This window comes from Bacillus sp. FSL K6-2431, from assembly GCF_038005165.1.
Classification (GTDB): Bacteria; Bacillota; Bacilli; order Bacillales; family Bacillaceae; genus Bacillus; species Bacillus pumilus.
Genome location: NZ_JBBOSQ010000001.1, coordinates 2,222,447 through 2,243,798 on the forward strand (window position 1 = coordinate 2,222,447; position 21,352 = coordinate 2,243,798).

Annotated in this window: 18 protein-coding genes and 1 pseudogene; 9 read left to right on the top strand and 10 right to left on the bottom strand. The window is 42.0% G+C overall.

What is annotated here, in order from left to right; translation table 11 throughout:
• Positions 1–17 precede the first annotated feature (17 nt).
• From MHH40_RS11060 to MHH40_RS11085, 6 genes are all read left to right on the top strand, one after another.
• Positions 18–1,289: a GntP family permease gene (locus tag MHH40_RS11060; RefSeq protein ID WP_050944605.1), complete on the top strand. Its 1,272-nt coding sequence runs from the start codon at positions 18–20 to the stop codon at positions 1,287–1,289.
• A 31-nt stretch (positions 1,290–1,320) separates the two neighbouring features.
• Positions 1,321–2,460, top strand: coding sequence for a glycerate kinase (locus MHH40_RS11065; RefSeq protein ID WP_050944604.1), 1,140 nt, complete (start codon positions 1,321–1,323; stop codon positions 2,458–2,460).
• 92 nt (positions 2,461–2,552) lie between these two features.
• Complete coding sequence (locus MHH40_RS11070; RefSeq protein WP_003215145.1) at positions 2,553–2,891, top strand: zinc ribbon domain-containing protein YjdM; 339 nt, start codon at positions 2,553–2,555, stop codon at positions 2,889–2,891.
• A 326-nt stretch (positions 2,892–3,217) separates the two neighbouring features.
• On the top strand, positions 3,218–4,147 hold the full coding sequence (locus tag MHH40_RS11075; RefSeq protein ID WP_080984767.1) for an ABC transporter ATP-binding protein: 930 nt from the start codon (positions 3,218–3,220) through the stop codon (positions 4,145–4,147).
• Entirely contained in the window at positions 4,144–5,097 is a 954-nt protein-coding gene (locus MHH40_RS11080) for an ABC transporter permease (RefSeq protein WP_050944602.1), read from the top strand. The genes MHH40_RS11075 and MHH40_RS11080 overlap by 4 nt, the downstream gene beginning before the upstream one ends.
• A 28-nt stretch (positions 5,098–5,125) precedes the next feature.
• Positions 5,126–5,554 carry a DUF4064 domain-containing protein gene (locus MHH40_RS11085; RefSeq protein WP_003214965.1) on the top strand — a complete coding sequence of 143 codons (429 nt, stop codon included), beginning with the start codon at positions 5,126–5,128 and terminating at the stop codon, positions 5,552–5,554.
• Between the two features lie 45 nt (positions 5,555–5,599).
• Here MHH40_RS11085 and MHH40_RS11090 read toward each other — a convergent pair whose 3' ends face one another.
• From MHH40_RS11090 to MHH40_RS11120, 7 genes are all read right to left on the bottom strand, one after another.
• Positions 5,600–6,928, bottom strand: coding sequence for a CitMHS family transporter (locus tag MHH40_RS11090; RefSeq protein WP_003214912.1), 1,329 nt, complete (start codon positions 6,926–6,928; stop codon positions 5,600–5,602).
• A gap of 298 nt (positions 6,929–7,226) precedes the next feature.
• Entirely contained in the window at positions 7,227–9,293 is a 2,067-nt protein-coding gene (locus tag MHH40_RS11095; protein ID WP_050944601.1) for a beta-galactosidase, read from the bottom strand.
• 23 nt (positions 9,294–9,316) lie between these two features.
• Positions 9,317–10,525: a glycoside hydrolase family 53 protein gene (locus MHH40_RS11100; RefSeq protein WP_050944600.1), complete on the bottom strand. Its 1,209-nt coding sequence runs from the start codon at positions 10,523–10,525 to the stop codon at positions 9,317–9,319.
• A gap of 11 nt (positions 10,526–10,536) precedes the next feature.
• The gene (locus MHH40_RS11105) at positions 10,537–11,379 is read right to left on the bottom strand and encodes a sugar ABC transporter permease (RefSeq protein WP_003215217.1); all 843 of its coding nucleotides are present in this window, start codon (positions 11,377–11,379) and stop codon (positions 10,537–10,539) included.
• Between the two features lies 1 nt (position 11,380).
• On the bottom strand, positions 11,381–12,652 hold the full coding sequence (locus MHH40_RS11110) for a carbohydrate ABC transporter permease (protein WP_050944718.1): 1,272 nt from the start codon (positions 12,650–12,652) through the stop codon (positions 11,381–11,383).
• Positions 12,653–12,757: 105 nt separating this feature from the next.
• Positions 12,758–14,023 carry an extracellular solute-binding protein gene (locus tag MHH40_RS11115; protein WP_050944599.1) on the bottom strand — a complete coding sequence of 422 codons (1,266 nt, stop codon included), beginning with the start codon at positions 14,021–14,023 and terminating at the stop codon, positions 12,758–12,760.
• A 172-nt stretch (positions 14,024–14,195) separates the two neighbouring features.
• On the bottom strand, positions 14,196–15,191 hold the full coding sequence (locus MHH40_RS11120; protein ID WP_050944598.1) for a LacI family DNA-binding transcriptional regulator: 996 nt from the start codon (positions 15,189–15,191) through the stop codon (positions 14,196–14,198).
• Between the two features lie 171 nt (positions 15,192–15,362).
• Here MHH40_RS11120 and MHH40_RS11125 point away from each other — a divergent pair, with 171 nt between their 5' ends.
• A complete protein-coding gene (locus tag MHH40_RS11125) occupies positions 15,363–16,262 on the top strand; it encodes a LysR family transcriptional regulator (RefSeq protein ID WP_003214942.1) in 900 nt (299 codons plus the stop codon).
• A gap of 222 nt (positions 16,263–16,484) precedes the next feature.
• Here MHH40_RS11125 and MHH40_RS11130 read toward each other — a convergent pair whose 3' ends face one another.
• From MHH40_RS11130 to MHH40_RS11140, 3 genes are all read right to left on the bottom strand, one after another.
• The gene (locus tag MHH40_RS11130; protein ID WP_050944597.1) at positions 16,485–18,161 is read right to left on the bottom strand and encodes a hypothetical protein; all 1,677 of its coding nucleotides are present in this window, start codon (positions 18,159–18,161) and stop codon (positions 16,485–16,487) included.
• Positions 18,162–18,243: 82 nt separating this feature from the next.
• Entirely contained in the window at positions 18,244–18,654 is a 411-nt protein-coding gene (locus MHH40_RS11135; RefSeq protein ID WP_050944596.1) for a hypothetical protein, read from the bottom strand.
• 12 nt (positions 18,655–18,666) lie between these two features.
• Positions 18,667–20,151: a lipase family protein gene (locus tag MHH40_RS11140; RefSeq protein ID WP_309216100.1), complete on the bottom strand. Its 1,485-nt coding sequence runs from the start codon at positions 20,149–20,151 to the stop codon at positions 18,667–18,669.
• 129 nt (positions 20,152–20,280) lie between these two features.
• On the opposite strand from MHH40_RS11140, the gene MHH40_RS11145 reads away from it, so the two are divergent.
• Both MHH40_RS11145 and MHH40_RS11150 read left to right on the top strand, forming a co-directional pair.
• Complete coding sequence (locus MHH40_RS11145; RefSeq protein ID WP_050944594.1) at positions 20,281–20,787, top strand: DUF1433 domain-containing protein; 507 nt, start codon at positions 20,281–20,283, stop codon at positions 20,785–20,787.
• 58 nt (positions 20,788–20,845) lie between these two features.
• Positions 20,846–21,332 (top strand): annotated as a pseudogene (locus tag MHH40_RS11150) (DUF1433 domain-containing protein).
• Positions 21,333–21,352: the final 20 nt, after the last annotated feature.

Consider the following 21,352-nt stretch of genomic DNA (forward strand, 5'->3'; position numbering starts at 1 on the left):
TTTTGGGGGGATCGAAAATGAGTGGAGATGTGACAGTAAGTACACTAGGAGCCATGACGGCACTTGTGGTTGCGATTGTTCTTATTCTAAAAAAAGTATCACCTGCATATGGCATGCTGGCAGGTGCTTTCATAGGCGGCTTGGTAGGCGGTGTAGATATTGTTCAGACCGTCAACGTCATGATGGAAGGCGCTAAGGATATGATTCCAGCTGTCCTCAGAATTATGGCGGCAGGTGTACTGGCTGGCGTTTTAATTGAGTCGGGTGCAGCTTTATCTATCGCCGAGGCGATCGTGAAGAAGCTTGGAGAGGCGAGGGCGTTATTAGCACTTGCACTGGCAACCATGATTTTAACAACAGTGGGTGTTTTTGTAGATGTAGCTGTTATCACGGTAGCGCCTATCGCACTTGCCATTGCCAAACGGGCAAAGCTGTCAAAAACGGGGATTTTACTCGCCATGATTGGAGGCGGGAAGGCAGGGAATATCATGTCACCGAATCCAAATGCCATTGCCGCTTCTGATGTTTTTGGTGTACCGCTTACTTCAATGATGGCTGCGGGTGTCATTCCGGCTGTGTTTGGATTGGCTGTTACATATGTGTTAGCTAAAAAGCTTGCAAAAAAAGGGACACCTGTTCTTGAAGAGGAAACCGCGTTAAGCAAAGGTGAAGTGCCAGCTTTTTTTCAAGCACTTGCGGGTCCGCTTGTCACCATTTTATTGTTGGCTTTAAGACCGCTTTTTCAAATCAATATAGACCCAATGATCGCCTTACCGATCGGAGGCATTATAGGCGCTCTTTTCATGAAAAAAGGGAAGTTTCTCAATGATTATGCGATGTCGGGGCTTCATAAAATGTCGGGTGTAGCGATTATGTTATTAGGGACAGGCACACTAGCAGGAATTGTATCGAATTCTTCCTTAAAAGATGTGTTTATTCAAGCACTCGATGCTTCGGGATTACCACCGTATTTACTTGCACCAGCTTCAGGGATATTTATGTCAGCCGCCACTGCTTCGACAACAGCAGGAACGGCGGTAGCGAGTGGCGTATTTAGCGGTACACTCATTGGGCTTGGTGTATCGGCTCTTTCAGGAGCAGCCATGATTCATGCTGGTGCAACTGTGCTTGATCATATGCCGCATGGGAGCTTTTTTCATGCAACAGCAGGAAGTGTTCAAATGGACATCAAAGAGCGGTTGAAACTCATGCCTTTTGAATCGTTAATTGGTTTGACATTAACTGTCGTGTCGACCATTATTTTCGGCGTTTTTCAGTTGTTTGGCTGATGACATTTGATAAGAAACGAGGGACTTTAGGATGAAAATTGTGATTGCACCAGATTCATTTAAAGAAAGTTTATCTGCATATGAGGTATCATGTGCCATCGAACGAGGATTTCATGCGATTTTGCCAGACGCTGAATATATTAAACTTCCCATGGCAGATGGAGGAGAGGGAACTGTTCAATCACTAGTTGATGCGACCGGCGGGTACATGATCAATCAAGTAGTCACAGGCCCGCTTGGTGACCCTGTCGATGCCTTTTTTGGCATGTTAGGAGACGGTGAGACGGCCGTTATAGAGATGGCCGCAGCCTCTGGGTTACACCTTGTTCCGCAAGAAAAACGCAATCCGTTATTTACGACATCGAAAGGAACTGGGGAATTAATGATTGCGGCACTAGATCAAGGAGCAAAGCATGTCATCATTGGGCTTGGCGGGAGTGCAACAAATGATGGCGGCGTTGGAATGATGCAAGGATTAGGTGCGGCTTTTCTTGATCAAGCAGGACAGGAGCTATCGCCAGGCGGTGGAGCCCTTCATCAACTAGCTTCTATTGATCTATCTGGACTTGACCCAAGACTGCAATCCGTTCGGCTGGAGGCAGCCTGTGATGTGGATAATCCTTTAACAGGTAAGAGAGGAGCGTCTGTCGTATTTGGTCCTCAAAAAGGTGCAGATGAAGAAATGGTTCAAGTGTTAGACAAGAATTTAGCTCATTTTGCTCACATAGCAGAAAAGCAGTTTACTGTATCCTTTGAAGATGCAGCAGGGGCAGGAGCGGCAGGAGGACTTGGTGCGAGTTTATTAGGCTTTTTACACGCCGATTTGCAAAGAGGAATTGACATTGTGCTGAAGGCTGTTCGGTTTGATGATGTCATCAAGGAGGCAGACCTAGTCATTACTGGGGAAGGCCGAATTGACCAGCAGACCATTTATGGAAAAACCCCAATCGGTGTAGCCAAAGCAGCAAAGCAGTATCACCTGCCTGTGATTGGTATCGCGGGCTCCCTCTCAAAAGACAGTGCTGTCGTACATGAGCATGGCATTGATGCACTTTTTAGTATCGTTCCAGGTGTAACTTCTCTTTCTGAGGCAATGAGAGATGGGGCTATTCATGTAGAAAGAACCGCTCGAAATATTGCGGCTGCTATATCAATTGGAAGAAATAAGTAAACGATGAAAAATGTTTCCTTTTCTATCACATTCTTTCTATAGAAATGTGGTAAAATTGTATGAAATGCTATAGAAAGTTGGAGGAAACACAAATGTCTAATCTACCAAATTGTCCTTCATGCAGTTCAACGTATACTTATGAGGATGGCAGTCTGCTGGTTTGTCCTGAATGTGCGCATGAATGGTCACTTGAACAAGAACAAGCGGCAGAGGAGCAGCTTGTGGTCAAAGATGCGAATGGAAATCTATTAAGTGATGGGGATACGGTCACTGTCATTAAAGATTTAAAAGTAAAAGGCTCTTCTTCCGTTTTAAAAATAGGAACGAAGGTCAAAGGCATTCGTTTAGTGGAAGGCGATCATAACATTGATTGTAAAATTCCTAGCTTTGGCGCAATGAAGTTAAAATCAGAGTTTGTGAAAAAGGTATAATAACGAAAAGAGGCTGTCAGTAGAGGCCTCTTTTTCATTTCTTTATTTATAGGTGAAAGGAATAATCTTAAAAAAAATTCCATACATATATACCTGTTGAAAAAAGGTTCATTTTAAAAAAATCAAGCCTCTTTTCACATAAAAGATTGTTGTTTTCTTAACCCTACCTTAAAAAAGGCAGAGGATTCTCTAAATTTTGCCTAATCCCCTTCACAACTTTTGGGCATTGCTGTACCATATGGAAGTGTTCTTCTATTTTTAACGGATCATGGTGTTTATCAGGAAATAGATGATAGATGATACTTAGACAAAGAAGGAGAGGTAACGTGACGAACGTTTTAGAACTGCATAATGTATCTAGGCATATTCACGGGAAAAAGATCGTTCAAGACTTGAGCTTTTCTGTCCAAGCGGGCGAAGTCTTTGGCTTCTTAGGACCAAACGGCGCAGGGAAAACAACAACCATTCGTATGATGGTCGGTCTTTCTCCAATTACATCTGGTGACATTCTGATTAATGGCCATAGTATTCAATCCTCATATCAGCATGCCATCCAAGATGTTGGTGCCATTATTGAAAACCCAGAAATGTATAATCATTTAACGGCAAGACAAAATCTTGTTCACTTTGCCAGAATGAATGGGAAAGTGGATGAAGGGCGAATTGATGAGCTGCTAGAGCTGGTCAGCTTACAGCACGTGAAACATAAGCGTGTCCGAACGTTTTCATTAGGCATGAAGCAGCGTTTAGGCATTGCGCAAGCACTTATACATAGACCGAAACTACTGATATTAGATGAGCCGACCAATGGACTTGATCCAGAGGGAATTCGCATGATACGAGATTACTTGAGAAGGCTTGCAAAGGAAGAAGGGCTAGCTGTCATTGTTTCAAGTCACCTCATGTCAGAAATGGAACTGATGTGTGATCGTTTTGCGATTATCCAAAAAGGAAAGCTGATTGCGATTGAGGATCAGCGTGCAGAGACGAATCAAGACGATTTGGTCAATTACCGAATGAAGGTCGCATCTGGTGAGCTGGCAGAAGCGCAGAAGCTCATCGGCGCATTTGAGGAAGGCACGACTGTAAGAGAAGAGGAGCAGTATTTATTCTTCTCCTTGCCAGAAGAGAAAATGCCGGAATTGATTCGTCATTTGAGCGGCGCGTCCATTCATTTGTACGAAATCAAAATAGAAAAACAAACCTTAGAAGATAAGTTCTTAAGCTTAACAGGTAAAAAGGAGGCAGACGTATGATACGCCTCATTCAAAACGAGTGGATGAAGATCAGTTATCGTGTTGGAACTTGGATTATGGTTGGACTTCTTGTTTTAGGTATGATTGCTACACTGATCTTTGTAGTGAAAACAAATGACAAAGATCAAGCTTCAGGTGAATGGAAAACCCAGCTAGAAATGATGAATACGGAAAACAAGAAAGAGCTCAAAGAAACAGAGACTGGTTTCTTTAAAAGAAACCTTGAAAAAGAGATCGCTATTAATGATTATCGAATCAAGCATAACTTGCCGCCAGCTGATCAGTTTAGCCACAGTGTATGGGATTATGTGAAAACAAACGCCAATTTACTTCAGCTAGTAGGTGTGTTTGTGATCATTATTGCTTCCACTATTGTGTCGGCTGAATACAAGCATGGTACAATCAAATTATTATTGATTCGTCCACCATCAAGGCTAAAGATCCTAATATCTAAATATATTACAGTACAGCTGTATGCTCTTTTACTTGTTGTGGTGCTATTTATCTTGTCCTTCATATTGGGTGCTATTTTCTTTGGACTTAGCACTGATTATGTGAATTTGGTGTATCACAATGGTGAAGTGATTGAACGTTCGCAGTTTGCAAATATGATCTATTATTATCTTGCTCATTGTGCAATGTTTGTCGTTTTGGGAACCCTTTCGTTCGCCATTTCTACAGTATTTAGAAGTGAAGCCATCTCCATTGCCATTAGTGTGTTAGCTTATATTGTGGGTGGATCAGTTACAGGTATTTTAATGCTCTTCTTTGATTGGTCAAAATATTTGTTATTTGCAAACGATCCATCCCAATACTTTATGGAACAGGTTACTCTTATCGAAGGTATGTCTCTAGGATTCTCATTAATCGTCCTAGTCATCTATTGGGCTATTTTCTTGGCCATTGCCTTAATTGTCTTCCAAAAACGAGAAGTGAAAACAGGCAGTTAAATTTTAAAAATTTTTAGGAGGTTTACACATGATTAGTCGTAAAGGTGAAAAAATTATGGGGATTATTAGTATTGTCCTCAATGCCATTGGTGTTGGATTTGGAGCATTAATCCTCTCGGTAGGTCCATCATTTTATAATGAAATTAATGAAGTGCTACAAGAGGAAGGCGAAACATTACCGATTGAAACGCTTCAAGCTTCAGTTAATGCATTTGGTACGCAGTTTATGGTCGTTTCTGGAATTGCAGCAGTGCTATCGATTGTCGGTGTTATTCTCTTGAAAACAGACCGCCGTGCCGTGATTTCAGGTGTTCTTTTCTTGGTGTCTGCTGTGACTCTTTTAATTGGAACAATCGGTCTTGCATTCGCTCCAATGGTTCTATTGTTTATCATTGGATTAATGTCTCTTATTAGAAAGCCGAATACAGACATTCACACAAGTGAATATCCTTCATAATACAAAGAAAAAGACATGCGTCGTTGTACGCATGTCTTTCTTTTTTTAAATGATACCGATTAGCATCGCCACGAACAGAAGGATAATACTGAATCCCCACATCCAAAAGAAGGAGTAGCGGATATGTTTCCCCATATCCACCCCTGCCAGGCCTACAGCGAGCCAAACAGCAGGCGCAAGCGGACTGACAAAGGTTCCGATAATATTCCCAATCATCATGGCATATGCCGCTGAAGTACCAGATACGCCAACCTCAGATGTAATGGATTCAACAATTGGCAGAAGGGCGTAATAATAGGCGTCTGTACTAGTCAGCATATCGAGCGGCACTCCAAGCATCCCGACAATAATATGTAAAAATGGCAGTAAGAAAGCTGGTAAAATATGAATACTGTCGACCGCAATGGCTTTCAGCATCCCTGTACCTTCAAGAATTCCTAAAAATGAACCTGCGGAGAAAATAACAGCCGCCATCATCAGTGCACTAGGTGCGTGCGCCTTGATTCTTTCCATCTGTAAATTCACATTCGGAAAGTTAATCAACAGTGCTAGTGACAGGCCAATCATAAACATATAACTAGCAGGAATCACGTTTAACACGAGAAGTACCACAACACAGACAAATAGAATAAGGTTCACCCAGATGAGATGATAACGCTTTAAAGAAGCGTCACCTGTTTCGCTAATAGACTGAATGGCACGATCCCAATCGGCGCCTTCTAGTTGAACAGCAGCTACTTCGTTTGCAGCAATTTTCACCCGAATTCGTTTTTCTTCTCTCTTTCCTAAAAAGAACGCCATTCCTAACACGAGCACCACCCCAATGAGCTGGATCGGAATAAGCGGCACCCAGAGTTCAGATGGATCCATATTCAAGACGCTTGCTGCCCGTCCAGTCGGACCAGCCCAAGGAATCATATTGGTTAATCCAGCACTCGTCCCAATTAATAACAGCAGCAAGTAAGGACTCATATGTAATTTTTTATAAAGCGGCAGCAGTGCAGGTACAGTTAATAAAAAGGTTGTAGCCCCTGCTCCATCTAAATGAGCAATGATCCCAATTAAAGCAGTTCCCATTGCAACTGTGACAACATTTCCTTTTGTCAGCTTAATTAATGCTTTAATTACAGGTTCAAAGAACCCTGTATCTTGTAAAATGCCGAAAAATAAAATGGCGAAGATAAACATGGTCGCCACCGGCAATACTTTGATAATTCCTTCTTCAAAAAAGGTTTGAATGTCATTTATCCCAAATCCTGCAATCAGTGCTCCTATTAAAGGCACCATGACCATGGCGACAATTGGACTTGCTTTCCCCCAAATCAGCAATACAACAATCGTTAAAATAATCAACAATCCAACAAGCGTTAACATAAGACCCTCCCCCTACAATAAACCGTTTACATTTGTTTGCTCTTTTTATCACAATGCAGTCCCACAGCTGCATTGAAAAAAAGGGTATCAAAAATATGAGCATTAGGCAACCGCTTTCATACCTATACAATGGTAAAAAAGGATGGTGAATCCATTCGTGGTGCGGTATCAAACATGTCAAAAAATTTAGATAAAATATAAAGGTTCATATACATTTCTACTAATAAATATATTTATATAGGTATTTAGAATTATCTAAATAAAAAGAAGCGTCCAATGAATGAACACTTCTTTTAAATTATTTTTTCAAGATGATGTACTCGTAAGGATCAAGCTGAAGCTTCTCTGGCACCTGCTCATCAGTCAGGATATTTTCATAGCTTTCCGCTGAATCTAGTGATATGTTCTGCTGCTCTTCTGTAAAATTCATCATAAACACATATTCCTGAGTGCCATCTGTTCGTTTTTGTACACTGACTCCCTCTGGAATCACCGCTGATAGGACGGGCTGTATCTCCATTTCTGCGATGAGTTCCTCGTAAAACTCATCATAAAAAATCTCCTCATTTTCGGAAGCCATATAGTATGCTTTTCCATCTCCAAAAGGATGGACAGTCAGGGCTGGCTGTCCTTCGTAGCAGCCGTTCTCAAAATGTCCTAACACAGAGGCCGTTTCAGGATGAATGGATTCGCAATATTGCCCGACATGGTAGGTGCGTCCATTTCCTGTGGTCATTAATACATGTTCATCTGGCATCAATGTGTTGATTTCCTCAGCCCAAATGCCAAGTACATGGCGGAGAGGACCGGGGAAACCGCCGAGGAAACAGAGGTCGTTTTCATCGACCATGCCGCTCCAGTACGTTGCCACAAAAATGCCGCCCTCTTTGACAAATGCTTCGATCTTTTCTGCCACGCCTGGTTTGATCATGTAGAGCATTGGACCAACGAGCACACGATAGGATGAGAAATCCTTTTCCATGCCGACAATGTCAACAGGAATGCCTTTTTTCCAAAAGCTTCGATAGTGAGTTTGACAAGCCTCTACATAGCGTTTGTTTGTATTATTTAAGCCTTGTGCATCATCAATGGCCCAGTGGTTTTCCCAATCGTATATGATGGCGACTTCTGGTTGAACGGATGTCCCCGCGATGGGTTGCAGCTGCTCCAGCTGTTTCCCTAGATCAGCGACCTCTTGAAACACTCGCGTATGTTCATGTCCGGAATGATCGACTACCGCGCCATGGAATTTCTCAGAGGCACCTCGACCCTGTCTCCACTGGAAATAAAGCACTGAGTCTGATCCGTGGGCAATCGCCTGCATAGCAGACAGATGAGCCATTCCTTGATGTTTGACTTTATTCACATCATGCCAATTCACGAGGCTAGGCGTGCTTTCCATCACGAGAAATGGCTGACCGTCCTTTAATGAACGATATAAGTCGTGAACGAAGGCAACGTTTGACGCTAATTCAGCGGTTGTTTCCCTGCCGCTATGCCATGCTGGATAGCTATCCCATGAAATTACGTCGACCTCTTTTGCAAATTGATGATAATCCAGTCCAAGAAATGGGCGCATATGCGGGTAGTCGCCCATAAAGTTGGTGGTCACTGGAATATGGGGTGTCAATTCCCGCAGCGGTTCAATTTCATTTTGATAAAAATTGATCGTTTGCGCTGTGACAAAGCGTTTCCAATCTAGGTTCATCCCGTGAATCATGTGCTCCCCGTGCGGTGCAGGTGACTCGATTTGTGACCAATCACTATACGTGTGGCTCCAAAATCCTGTCCACCATGCTTGATTCAAAGCTTCAAGGTCATGATTGTACTTGTCTTTCAAAAAGTCTCGAAATGCTTCCTGGCAGAGATCACAATGACATTCGCCACCGTACTCATTCGAAATGTGCCACATGATCAGTGCTGGGTGATCCTTGTAGCGTTCAGCGAGCAAACGATTGAGTGTATTCGTTTTTTCTCGATAAACCGGTGAGGTGAAGCAATGATTATGGCGAAGTCCATGTAAGTTACGCTGACGGTTCGCTTCGACGCGCAATACCTCTGGATATGCTTGCGAGAGCCATGCAGGTCGTGCCCCGCTTGGCGTTGCAAGAATGGCGTGTGCCCCCTGTGCTGCCAAGCGGTCCATGATGTCATCCAGCCATGTAAAATCATATTGACCTTCTTTTGGCTCTAGCTTACTCCATGCGAAAATGTTGATGGAGAATGTTTGACAATGTGCAAGCTTCATTAATCGAAAATCTTCGTCAATGATCTCCGGCATATGAAGCCATTGATCTGGATTATAATCGCCACCATGTAAGAATCCGTTTACATTTGGGTGAACGAGTGGGTAACGCTTTCCCATTTTGTCACGTCCTATCCTATTAATTACGGTGTCATTTGTTTAAATACGTCTAGAGAAGGCAGTGCTTTTCCGTTGAAATCAAACATCGCTTGATTTTCCCAAGCATTTCCGACCGTACCGGTTGTTTGGATATAAGCCAGCCCATATTGACTTGACCACGGGGCGCCTTTCGCTGGGATCCAAAGCGGCTCCCAATAAAAGAAACCTTTCCCGCGATTGTTTTTCACTTGTGAAATTTTTTCTGATAGATCTCGTATAAAAGATGCCTGGCCTTGAGGTGAAGCTGGGTAGCCGGCAGTATTGACTGAATCTTGGTTAAATGAGTTTTCTAGGTTGTCGCCATTTGCTGTTGTAAAACCGTAGGCGGTTTCTACCACGATGACGTCTTTGTTATAGCGGACGCTAATATCATTCATATTGTTAGTAAGACCGCTAAATCCGCCGTCCCAATACGGGTAATAAGATAGACCGATCGTATCGAATGAGACGCCTCGTTTGTTGATTTCATCAAACCACCAGCGGGAGGCGCCATTGTCCCCACCATGGGCAAGGTGAAGCATAATTTTGATATTTGAATCGACAGAGCGGACTGCATTTGTGCCAGCCTTTAGCAAAGCGGCGAGCCGGTCAAATTCACCGCCGCCTTCACCCCAGCTTTTGCCGTTCGGCCACAGCATGCCTGAGTTCAATTCGTTTCCGACCTGTACCATGTTCGGCAGTGCATTTTGGGCTCTCATCGCTTTGAGTACATCCCCTGTGTAAGTGCCAACCGCTTTTACTAAATCGTTTTGTGAAAGAGATGCCCATGCTTTCGGTTTGAACTGTTTACCAGGATCAGTCCAGAAATCACTGTAGTGAAAATCAAGCAGCACTTTCATATTTTGTGCTTTTGCGCGTTTCGATAAAGCGATGGCTGTATTGAGATCATTTGTCCCGCCATTATAGGCACGGCCTTGATTGTCGTATGGGTGGTTCCACAGTCTAATACGCACATAGTTGACGCCTTTTTCCTTTAATAGCTTGAGCGGGTCCACCTGTTTTCCATTTTGGTCGAAGTATCTGCCGCCGCTTCTCTCCACTTCCGCAAGCATGGAGATATCGGCTCCTTTAATGAAATCACCTTGCAGTCCATTGATCGGCTGAACGGAAATTGCATCCGCTTTTGCTTCAGGTAAAATCCCTAATCCCATCAAAAAGAAAACGACAACCGTGACGAGCATCCATTTCTTCATCAAATCTCCCCTTATCCTTTTGTCCCGCCTTGTGTGAGGCCGGACACAAATTGTTTTTGTAACACAAGAAACAATAAAGCGACTGGAATCGCAATGAGTAAAGCCCCGGCTGCAAAGGTCGTGTAGCTGGCCCCCATTTTGTCTGACACAAGATTGTACAGACCGATCGGGAGTGTATACATTTCGGGTGAGCGGACAATGACACTGGAGATGATGAAATCACCCAGTGGTCCTGTAAATGAGTTGATGGCGACAACCGCCAAAATAGGTTTAGCAAGCGGCATAATAATTTGGATGAAAATTCGGAAATGCCCTGCGCCATCCATTCTGGCTGATTCATCAAGATCCTTCGGAATCGCATCAAGATAGCCTTTCATTAAATACGTATTCATCGGAATTTGTCCGCCTGCATAAATCAAAATCAATGCAAGATGGCTGTTAATCAGCCCAAGCATTTGAGCCAAAACGAAAATCGCAATCAGCGCTGAAAATTGAGGAATCATTTGCAGCAGTAAAAAGAGCATCAGCCCATTTTTCCGTCCTTTGAAACGGAATCTAGAAAAGGCATAGCCTGTAAAGCTAACAAGAATCAGCGTTAACAGCATTGTGGCAATACTGATCTTCATGGAGTTCCAATACCATTTTGCATAAAGTGCTCCCGGGCCAAAGAAGAGCTCGGTAAAGTGACTGAACGTTGGATTCTTCGGAAACATACTTGTGCTCATAAGGCTGTTTCCAGGATTAAAGGAAGCACCGATCGTCCAAAGCAGTGGATATAGAATACAAATGGAGGCAATGAAAAGGATAAAATAAGTAATGCTCAGGCGAATGAGCTTGTTTTGTTTTGATCCCATATCACATCATGTCCTCCTCTTTGAATGAATTCGTTCTCTTAAACTGCCAGAGTGCAATGGCGATGACAAAGATTGAAAGTAAAATCGTGACAGCCGCAGCGAGTGCATATTGAGAGGACTGCATCGTGAGTTTATAAATCCAAGACACCAAGATGTCCGTTCCCCCAGCGGTTGACCCCGCAACAGGCGGTCCCCCGCCATTAAATAAGTAGATGATATTAAAGTTGTTAAAATTAAACGTATATTGTGTGATGAGGATGGGTGCAATGGAATAGAGAACAAGCGGTAACGTGATGGACCGGAATTTCTGAAAAAAATTGGCTCCATCAATGGTCGCAGCCTCATATAAATCCTCGGGAATCGCCTGCAAAACGCCTGTTGTCATAATGAAAACGAAAGGAAATCCAAGCCAAGTCTGCATCGCAATGAGGGCAATTTTGCTCCAAAATGGATCTGTTAGCCATGGTTTTGGATCAATCCCTATCGATGCAAAAAGTGTATTGTTAATGGCCCCAAATGTATCATTGAACAGTCCAGCAAACACCAAAATGGTCACAAAGCCCGGAACAGCCCAAGGGAGAATCAAAATGGTTCTAAAAAACCGTTTTCCCTTTAAATCCTTCTGATTGAGCAGAACCGCTAAAAAGATGCCGAGGGCACATTGAAGGGTCGACGCGGCCAAAGTCCATACGACGGTCCAGCCAAGTACATCAATGAAGGTGTCTCTCCAAATATCAATGGAAAAGATATTTTGAAAGTTCTTGATTCCTACCCAGTCGATCAGATTGGCAGGAGGCGAGTGATATAAATCATAGTTCGTAAAGGCAAGCGCAAAGCTGAACATAATAGGAAAGACAACAGAAAATAGAAGTAAAAAGAAAGCAGGAGTGCTCATTAAGTAAGGAAAGCCTTGATCGATGAGCTGATGATATTGAGCACGGATGGAATGAAGTGGTACCCCTTGATCCCGTTTCTTTCCATTCATAAAAGCATCACGCATCATGAGTACATAAAAGCCGATACCAAAACCAGCTGTTAACAGCGCAATAATCCCCTTTGCTAAAAGAAAAACAGAGTTGTCACGAGGCAGCATTGTCCCAAGAGTGAACAGTCCCCAGAAGCCAATATTGAATAAATCATAAAATACAATCAAAAAAGCGGCGCCGAACAGGAAAAAGAGTGCCCCTTTGCCGTACTGTTTGTTGTATATCTGCCCCATCCCGGGTATAAAGGAGAACATTAGCGCCCGTCTCCGGTGTGTCTTTGATTCCATTATGTGTGTGCGGTCTAGTTCAAGGTTACCCGTCACGTCTAACACCTACTTCATATAAAATTAGATCAACTACGGGCAGTTTGATAGACTACCCGCATTTGATGGTTATTTGGAGTGATTTGCTTTAATTTGAGAGTCGATTTGATTGACCGCATCATCAAGTGCCTTTTTCACATCTGTACGACCAGTTGCAATCAGTCCTAATGCACTATCAATCGGCTTCCACACCTCTTCCATTTCAGGATTGTTCGGTGTCAGTGTGGCGTATTTCGTTTGTTTAGAAACAGCATCCGCATTTGCGTTTTCCGTAATGATTGGATCTTTCATCAGTTTTTTCACTGGTGGAATTTCCTCTGTTAATTCAAAGCGCTTCTTTGAATTTTTTTCGTTCGTGATAAATTCAACAAATTTCTCAGCAAGTTCTTTATTTTTAGAATAAGAGGAGACGTTGTAGCTTTTTACACCTAAAAATGAGCTCATATGTTTTCCGTTAGGGAGTGTTGGCAGCTCGGCCACACCATAGTCAATACCCGCCTCTTTATATGGACCAAATGACCAAGGACCAGAAATGACGGCTGCTGCTTTTTTCTCTGTAAATAAGGAGTTGAGGACATTGATTCCTTGTTCACCAATGATGCCTTTCGGGAAAAGTCCTTCGCTAAAGAATTTTTGAATGTATTCTCCGCCTTGGATGGCGCCATCGTTGTTCAAACCAATGTCATTAACATCATAAGAGCCGTCGCTTTTCTGCTTGAAAATATAGCCCCCAGACCCGCCTAAAACACTTTGTGCATAGTAAATTTCATCCCATTTCGCAACAAAACCGTACTTTCCGTCTTTTGTCAGCTTTTTCGAAAGGTTATACCAGCCATCAAGTGTCGTTGGTGCCTTTTTGACAAGATCTTTGTTATAAAAAAGGACAGTGGTTTCAACGGATTTTGGCAGACCATACAGTTTTCCATCTACCGTTTGTGATTGAATCGATTCGTCTGTGAAGGAGTTGATCACTTTTTGATCTGGCTTGATTTCTTGTAATAGCCCCTCAGTGACAGCAGATCCAATTTGATTGTGAGGCATCGTGATGACGTCTGGACCTGTCCCAGCTGCTCCATCTAGACGGAGAGCTTCGATTTGGTCGGCATAAGCTTTTTCGACCACTTTGATTTTCACATCATGTTGTTTTTCGAATTCTTTTACAGCGTCTTGAATCCCCTCAGTTTTTTTGACATCCTCCCACACTAGTAAGGTCTTTGTACCTGTAGATGCTGGCTGTGTTCCGCTTGAATTGTCATCTCCCGGTCCGCAAGCTGAAAGCAGAAGCACAGCAGTCCCAACGACTGCTGATAATGTCGCCCATTTTCCCTTTTTCATTAGTAATCCCCTCTCGTTCTTTTTTCACAGATGATAAGAAAACGCTTTCTTAATGTGAGAATATCAACTTGAGTAAAAAAAGTAAACATATTTTATTAAATTTATTAAGTAAAATTTTTTACTGATGTAGAGAGAAAAGAAGCCCTCCACATTGGATGGGGCTTCCAGTTGTTTAGATTGTACTTTTTCGAAAGACAGGTTCTGAGGCAATCAGCACAGTTTTCGGTAATGTTCTGCCGTCTACAAGTCTTTCTAACAGTAAATCAACTGCTGTTTCACAAAGTAAAGACGTGTGGATATGATACGTGGTGAGCGGTGGTGACACATATTGAGACACATGAATATCGTTGATACTAAAGACGCTCACGCGGTTCGGCAGAGAAAATCCGCGCTCGTTTAATGCTTGTAAGCAGCCGATGGCAAGAGGATCACTAGCGACACAAAAAGCGGAAGGCAGGTCATCACCAAGCTCATCAATCGCCTTCATCATCAGCGCATAACCTTCATCTACTGAGAAATGGTGACCGACATAGACAAATCGTTCATCAAGGACATTGTGAGCCATCATATATTCACGGAAAGTCGTTTCTCGAATATCTGGAATATGCATATTCGTATTCAGATCAAGGTCTGTGCCGCCAATGAATCCAATGGATGTGTGCTCTTTTTCAATAAAAGAATCGATGATCTTTTCAACAATTCGTTTCAGGTTTGGCTTTACAGAATCAAAACGGTCTTCATCTGGCGACGTATCAATAAAAACGATATGCTGGGTGATCTCATATAATTGGTCAAGCTCTGACGTTTTAAATCGGCCGATGGCAATGATCCCTTCTGTAGAAGGATCAATGGAGTGAAGCCCATCAGATGGATTGTAAGCGGTGACATTTAAACTCCGAGTATTGGTAAGTTCCTCAATGCCTAGACGAATGGATTTAAAATAAATATCTTCAAGCTCTTCCTTTTCGGTCATCCAATAGAGAAAGGCGATTTTTTTTAATGAATGTTTGAATGTTTTCTTTTGATAGGACAAAGCTTCAGCGGCGGCGTATACTTTCTCGCGTGTTTGATCCGTGACAGATAGGTTAGGATCTTGGTTCAGTACGCGAGATACAGTCGCAATGGATAATCCAGCTTTTTCAGCAATGTCCTTTATTTTAGCTGCCAAATCAGCACCTCCTATAGAAAATATCTCCTTCTAGTATAGAGTCTTTAAAAAAATTAGTAAATATTTTTATTAAATTTTTTCAGTTGAGCGCTTCTTTACGCACTGGGAAGGAATTAGTAAGATATATATATGAAAGGTTTTGGATTAAGATTTCTGATAGGAGAGGGACCGATGTATTACGATGCACTGAAGACATTTGTGACAGTTGTGGAAGAGAAAAACTTTACAAAGGCAGCCCAAAAGCTGCGGATTTCTCAGCCAAGTGTCAGTCTTCATATTAAGAACTTGGAGCAGGAATTCCAGACCGTTCTGCTGAATCGTTCGCCAAAGCAATTAACTGTTACACCAACTGGGGATATGCTGTACCATCGATCAAAACAAATCATTCGTTTATATGAACAGGCGAAGCAGGATATTTATGAGCATCATCATCTGGCAAGAGGGAAGCTGACAATCGGGGCGAGTTTTACCATTGGAGAGTACGTGCTGCCGCAAATATTGGCAGAGTTTCATCAGCTCTATCCGCATGTGGACATTGAGGTGGTCATTGATAACACAGAGGCGATCGCCAGTCATGTCCGCTTATTCCATGTCGACATCGGTTTGATCGAAGGACAGACGAATGACAAAGAACTGACAGTAGAAACTTTTCTAGAAGACGAGCTCTATATCGTCGCGCCATTAGATCACCCCTTTGCTAAGAAAAAGGATGTCACGATTGATCAATTGCAAAACGAAACATGGATCACGAGAGAAGAGGGATCAGGTACCGGAGAATACTTACAGCACGTCCTGAAATCAAATGGACTGAAAGCACGGACATTTGTGACGTTTAGCAGCAATCAAGCGATTAAAGAGGCTGTGATTCATGGAATGGGGCTTTCTGTTTTATCTAAATATGTCCTCCAGCGAGGCAGCATTGGCGGTGAATTGGCTGTCATTTCTGTGAGAGGAATGGATTTCAAACGTAAATTCTCCTATGTCGAGTCACCGATGACAGGGGGAAATAAAAATAAGGAATTGCTTGTTGAATTGTTAAGGAAAGAGAGAAAAGACGCTTCTCCTCAGTAGGAGAAGCATCTCAGCGTGTAGACAAACCCTCGCATTCGGTGTCAGGTCTTCGCTCCGGTGCTCACGAATGTCCAATTCGCTCCGCTCCGGTACTCGCCCTTCCTAGACTGCAAAGGTTTTCTATCACGCTGAAAAGAAGACAAAGGGCTAAAATCAAGATCATTTTAGCCCTTTGTCAATAATCTGAAAAGACGCTTCTCCTCAGTAGGAGAAGCATCTTTTTTATAACCCTTTAATGCTTATCTCATCAACTGGAAGGAAGATTTCACCCGTATCTGTGTATTTCATGGTGACCTGATCGCCTTCTTTTAAATAAATGACGAGAGGTTCTTTTTCAGATGACATGGTGTAGCTTTTCCCATCGTCTAGCAGGAAGGTAACGGTTGTATAATCACCGGTCTTTTCTTTGTAGACTCGTTTGACTTTCCCTGTAGTTTCTTTCTTTTCCTGCTTAGAGGAACTGTTAACGGTACCGCCGCCTTTTTGCAGAGCTGTCTTATAGGCTCTCAGTGCTTCGTTTGGTGTAGAAGCGTACGCAGCGATTTCAGGATTGGCTGCAGACACGATAAAGTAGTTTTGCAGGAATCCATTTGAATCGAGAACCGGCGTGAGCCAGCTGGCTTCTCCATAGAAATTGTACAGAATCGGCATGCGACCTTTCCATTTCTTCTCGATGAAACGTTTCTCGATAATTTGCAGAGCGCCTTGAGAATCCATGTAGGACGCTTCAAGATTTCCGGTATAATAAGTCGCTTTTCCTGTTCGGGCATTTGTCAGGGCATATCCAAGCATCGAATCAACGCCCTCTTTCGGACTTGTGAAATCTGTGAAGTAGTACATATCTCCTTTTGAATCAAACACTGGACTCACATTGGCTTCTGTTCCTTCATCTGAAGGCAGCTTCACATCTGATTTTCCAAACATACTGTTCCAGAAACCGTGAATATAGTTTCCGAAATAACTGTTTTGCAGACTGACCGCTTCTGGTGAAACAGCCCCATCAATAAAAGCAGGTACTTGATCTAGAGCATATTTCTTCGTTGCACCTGTTTTGGCATCAACAACGACCACACCGGAAGCTTTAAAGCCGTTTCGGGCAGAGATAAAATCGCCATACGTGCGAATGTAATAAGGCTTTCCATCATCATTGATTTCCAGCTGTGTGTCGCCGTAGAAAATCAAATCAGGGTATTGAAGGCGAATATGACGTTCAATTTCTTTGTTGAAATAAGAGGAAGGTGTGTAAACCATCTCTGTTTTCACAAACTTTGGATTGGCAGATGAGTCGGTCGCACTTAATGTAAAGTAACCCGGCGTACTCCCTGAACGAATCCATTTAAAGAAATCCGAGAATTCCACTGGGGCGATGTACACATACTCACCGTTGACCTTCTGGATTTGCAGGCTGCCAAGCTCATAGTAGCTTGTGTTCGGAACCTGTCCGAACGATTTCTTCATTTTGTTCCGAGCAAATTGAGGCGGGACACTTGCAGGTGTTTCCGTCTCATCAAACGCTTTGATTTCGACCTTTTGATCCATTTTGGAGACATCAAATTTCTCATTCGCATTGAATAGAAAAGCTGTCGCCATATAAACACCGAGCAGTAATAAAATAAGAAACAGCACGCCTTTGATCTTACGCTCCAATCCAACTGACAAAAAGGCGCCTGCTGCTGTCACAACAAGTCCAATCAACCAGAGGGATGAAGGGTTACGATCCAAATTGGTCATATAATAGAAAACAAAAATACCGACCATGAACAGCAAAGCAAGGCCTGCAATCCACATTAGCGGAACCTGCTGTTCTGTCCCTTTCTTTCTAACGATCAACTTGAGTGGTGTGAGCAAGAGGGTCAAGACAAGACCGATCACAACCGAAAACAACAAAATATATCCCACAAACAGATCTCCTTTCAAATCAATCACTCTTTTAGTATATACGAGTGAGACGAGGAAAAGATTCATCGGACGGAAGGTTCATCTAAATGCCAATCGAGTCGATGGCGGATTGAACATCTTCTTTCAGTTCGTAAAACTTGAGTCTTTGCTCGATTTTCTCTGTTAAGGCGTCAATGGCTTGTCCTGACATATGCGTATGGATGCGCTTTTGATGTTTATACACTTTGTTCTGAAGTTCAACAATTAGATCTAAAATTTTTCCCGCTTCTTGGCGGTCTTCTGCAAATTCATGTTGAAGCTGATGCCGGATGGCTCTGATTAGCGCTGTTTTCTGTTCTTCTTTGATCTTTGCTTTCAAAGCAGCCAGCTCTGCTGGTGTCATGTCTTCAGTGCGAAAGTTTGTTTGAGAAAAGACGGAGCTTGATGTATGCGTATCTGTCATTCGTTGCAAAAAACGGTCTGCATCTGTTGGTTGTTTCTTTGAAAATTCCATTCCTCGTTCTCCTTAAGAAATGCCCATATTCTTTGCCAGGGCTGTATCTGCATCATGGTATTCTTTTCCTAGCTGGCTCATATCATCTGATATTGAGTCCAGCCACCTTTTTATATTCATCGCGCTATCAATCGCTGTATCATACTCTTTGACGGAATAGAACTCATTCTCAAGTCCCTCTGTTTTTAAGTGGCGAATTACAGCATCCACATCTGATGCCGTCAGCTGGTCATACGAACCAAAACCGACAATTTGTTTGTATCTCGAACGAACTCGTTCTACCGATTGATCCACTTTGTCATCGAGTTTCTCGATTTTGCGAATGATTTGCTGTATATGGTGCTCGGCATATGTCGAGAATTTACGACCTGTGTTCATGAGAACATGCGACTTGATTAAAATCGCCACCACACTTTGCGGGTGAACATTCGACTGACTCAATTGATGTAACATGGCGGCAGTGAGAGAAGGGTTTTTTTTCAACATATCATCAATGGTTTCAACGGAGCCATCTGATGAAAAGGCATACCGATCTAAGCCATGGCTGCCGGCGAGGGCTTCAAGGAATAAATTCGCATCCAGTGAAGGATTCACACTCATTGCCCGATTGAGGAGATCTTTCATGAATTGGACGGCTTTGGAGGAATCCTCGGAGTAATCGACGCCTTCAGGTAAAGCGGCATCATACATCACTTTCACACGACCGATTTCTGTCGTATGTCGATTTAAAAGAGAAAGCCCGTCATTGAGATTGATATATTCTGTTAATCTACTGCGGTAATCACCTTTTAATGCTTTGGCTTGGAGGCCATCCGATAGATTGGGGTAAATATTCGGATTCTCAAAGGTGACCCCGCCTTTAATAAAATCATTTTTAACAAGAACATAGGACGCATTCGATCCGCCAAGTGAATGCCCTGTCACATACATCTTGGCATTTGGCATTTTCTTATGTATTTCTTTCGCATAACGATCCGCTTGAACCATTTGATTCTCTGCACCATGTTCAAAGGGAATATTCTTAATCAAATACTTTGTATCTGATATCAGCCAATCTTGCACAATCTCATTTGTATAGGTCGTTGTCCCTGTCGCCACCTTCGTCGTGACTTCCTTTGACGTCTGTGACTGACGAAAAGGAGGCAGCTTCGTCAAAATGGTAGAAAGAAGATCATCTGACTCTTTTTTTCCATGTTTTTTAATGGTATCTTTATATTGGCCAGCGCCAATCGGTTCTGACCCGCGGTAGGCGATGACTGCGTTTTTGATTTTGGTGAGGTCTTTGCCTTTACCGGATCGAATAAAGTCATCTTTTGATACCAGAGTTAGTGAGTTAAGCCCTTTTCCTGTTTCTTTATAGTCAACGACATACATTTTTCTACCATTGCTAATTTCTATCTCTTTATAGTTCTTATAATTTTTAATAGCATAAGATTTTGATGATATTTCTTTATAGTCTTCGTCAGTAAGCTTAAATCCAGTTGACTTTGTGGTCAATATTAACACTCCTGTAATATTTATCTTTGGTAATTATATTATAGAGTGGTATAAATAGCTATTATAAATCCATAGCTTATTATACAAAAAACAGCTGTATTATATCAATAAAAGGTGGATATTGTATAAATGAAAAATGTAATTAGAATTATATGTATTCTAGTTCTCATCATAGTTATCTCTGTGATTTTAATTATTCTACAATTTGATAAAAGAAAAGGATCAAACGAAGTGGGGGGTGAAAATAGCGTGGAAGAAAGAGTAAAGAGTGATCAAGAATTAGCAGAAGAGTTTGCAGAGAAGATGAAACCCAAGATTGAAGAACACTTACAGAAAAGAGATATTCATCATTTTATCAAAACCATAACATTTGAAAAAGATGTGACCATCAACCCTATGGGAGATATTACGATTGATGGATATGTAAATGATGAACCGGAGAAGTACGGATTCTCAGCTTCTTTACAATATAGAGCTAAAAAAATAGGCTCAATGAGTTTTGACTCTGATTTATCCGACCGCTTTATAGATTGGGAAGAATATAAAGATGAGCCGGAAATAAAAGAAAATTACCTTAAAAGTTTCACCAAGAAGGAACGTGAACAGTATCTGAAAGACATTGGAGAAAAAGAGTAAAACAGGTATTTACGTGCCTTTTTTATGTTTCATTCATAAAAAGGTGGAAGTGCTAGATATGAAAAATACAATAAAACTTGTATCTGTATTGATTGTGATCATCTTTTTTTCAGTAACTTCATTAATCGTTGAGCATAATAAGCAAAGTCAATCGAATGATGCGGTGCAAGAGAAAAGCGATCAAGAAAAAGCAGAAGAGTATGCAGAGAAGATGAAATCCAAAATAGAAGAACGATTACAAAATAAAGATATCCATCATTTTATAGAGAAAATAACATTCAAAAAAAAAGGTAGTCATAAGTCCAATGGGATATGTAACAGTTGATGGTTATATAAATGATGAGCCTTAAAAATTTTATTTCTCAGCATCATTAATGCATAAATCTAAGGAAATTGGTTCAATGAGCTATTCTCCAGAGTTGTCTTATCGATTTAAAGACTGGGATAAATATAAAGATGAGCCTGAAATAAAGGAAAACTATCTTAAGAGACTCTCTGAAAAAGAACGCGAACAGTATCTCAAAGACATCGGAAAAAAAGAGTAATTACAAGTGTTCAACTTCTG

What these genes read in the sequence shown, in the direction of transcription:
- MHH40_RS11105 (WP_003215217.1), bottom strand. Translation starts at nt 11,379, where the DNA reads ATGGGATCAAAACAAAACAAGCTCATTCGCCTGAGCATTACTTATTTT.
- MHH40_RS11145 (WP_050944594.1), top strand. Translation starts at nt 20,281, where the DNA reads ATGAAAAATGTAATTAGAATTATATGTATTCTAGTTCTCATCATAGTT.
- MHH40_RS11090 (WP_003214912.1), bottom strand. Translation starts at nt 6,928, where the DNA reads ATGTTAACGCTTGTTGGATTGTTGATTATTTTAACGATTGTTGTATTG.
- MHH40_RS11135 (WP_050944596.1), bottom strand. Translation starts at nt 18,654, where the DNA reads ATGGAATTTTCAAAGAAACAACCAACAGATGCAGACCGTTTTTTGCAA.
- MHH40_RS11125 (WP_003214942.1), top strand. Translation starts at nt 15,363, where the DNA reads ATGTATTACGATGCACTGAAGACATTTGTGACAGTTGTGGAAGAGAAA.
- MHH40_RS11095 (WP_050944601.1), bottom strand. Translation starts at nt 9,293, where the DNA reads ATGGGAAAGCGTTACCCACTCGTTCACCCAAATGTAAACGGATTCTTA.
- MHH40_RS11065 (WP_050944604.1), top strand. Translation starts at nt 1,321, where the DNA reads ATGAAAATTGTGATTGCACCAGATTCATTTAAAGAAAGTTTATCTGCA.
- MHH40_RS11080 (WP_050944602.1), top strand. Translation starts at nt 4,144, where the DNA reads ATGATACGCCTCATTCAAAACGAGTGGATGAAGATCAGTTATCGTGTT.
- MHH40_RS11060 (WP_050944605.1), top strand. Translation starts at nt 18, where the DNA reads ATGAGTGGAGATGTGACAGTAAGTACACTAGGAGCCATGACGGCACTT.
- MHH40_RS11085 (WP_003214965.1), top strand. Translation starts at nt 5,126, where the DNA reads ATGATTAGTCGTAAAGGTGAAAAAATTATGGGGATTATTAGTATTGTC.
- MHH40_RS11110 (WP_050944718.1), bottom strand. Translation starts at nt 12,652, where the DNA reads ATGGAATCAAAGACACACCGGAGACGGGCGCTAATGTTCTCCTTTATA.
- MHH40_RS11115 (WP_050944599.1), bottom strand. Translation starts at nt 14,023, where the DNA reads ATGAAAAAGGGAAAATGGGCGACATTATCAGCAGTCGTTGGGACTGCT.
- MHH40_RS11100 (WP_050944600.1), bottom strand. Translation starts at nt 10,525, where the DNA reads ATGAAGAAATGGATGCTCGTCACGGTTGTCGTTTTCTTTTTGATGGGA.
- MHH40_RS11070 (WP_003215145.1), top strand. Translation starts at nt 2,553, where the DNA reads ATGTCTAATCTACCAAATTGTCCTTCATGCAGTTCAACGTATACTTAT.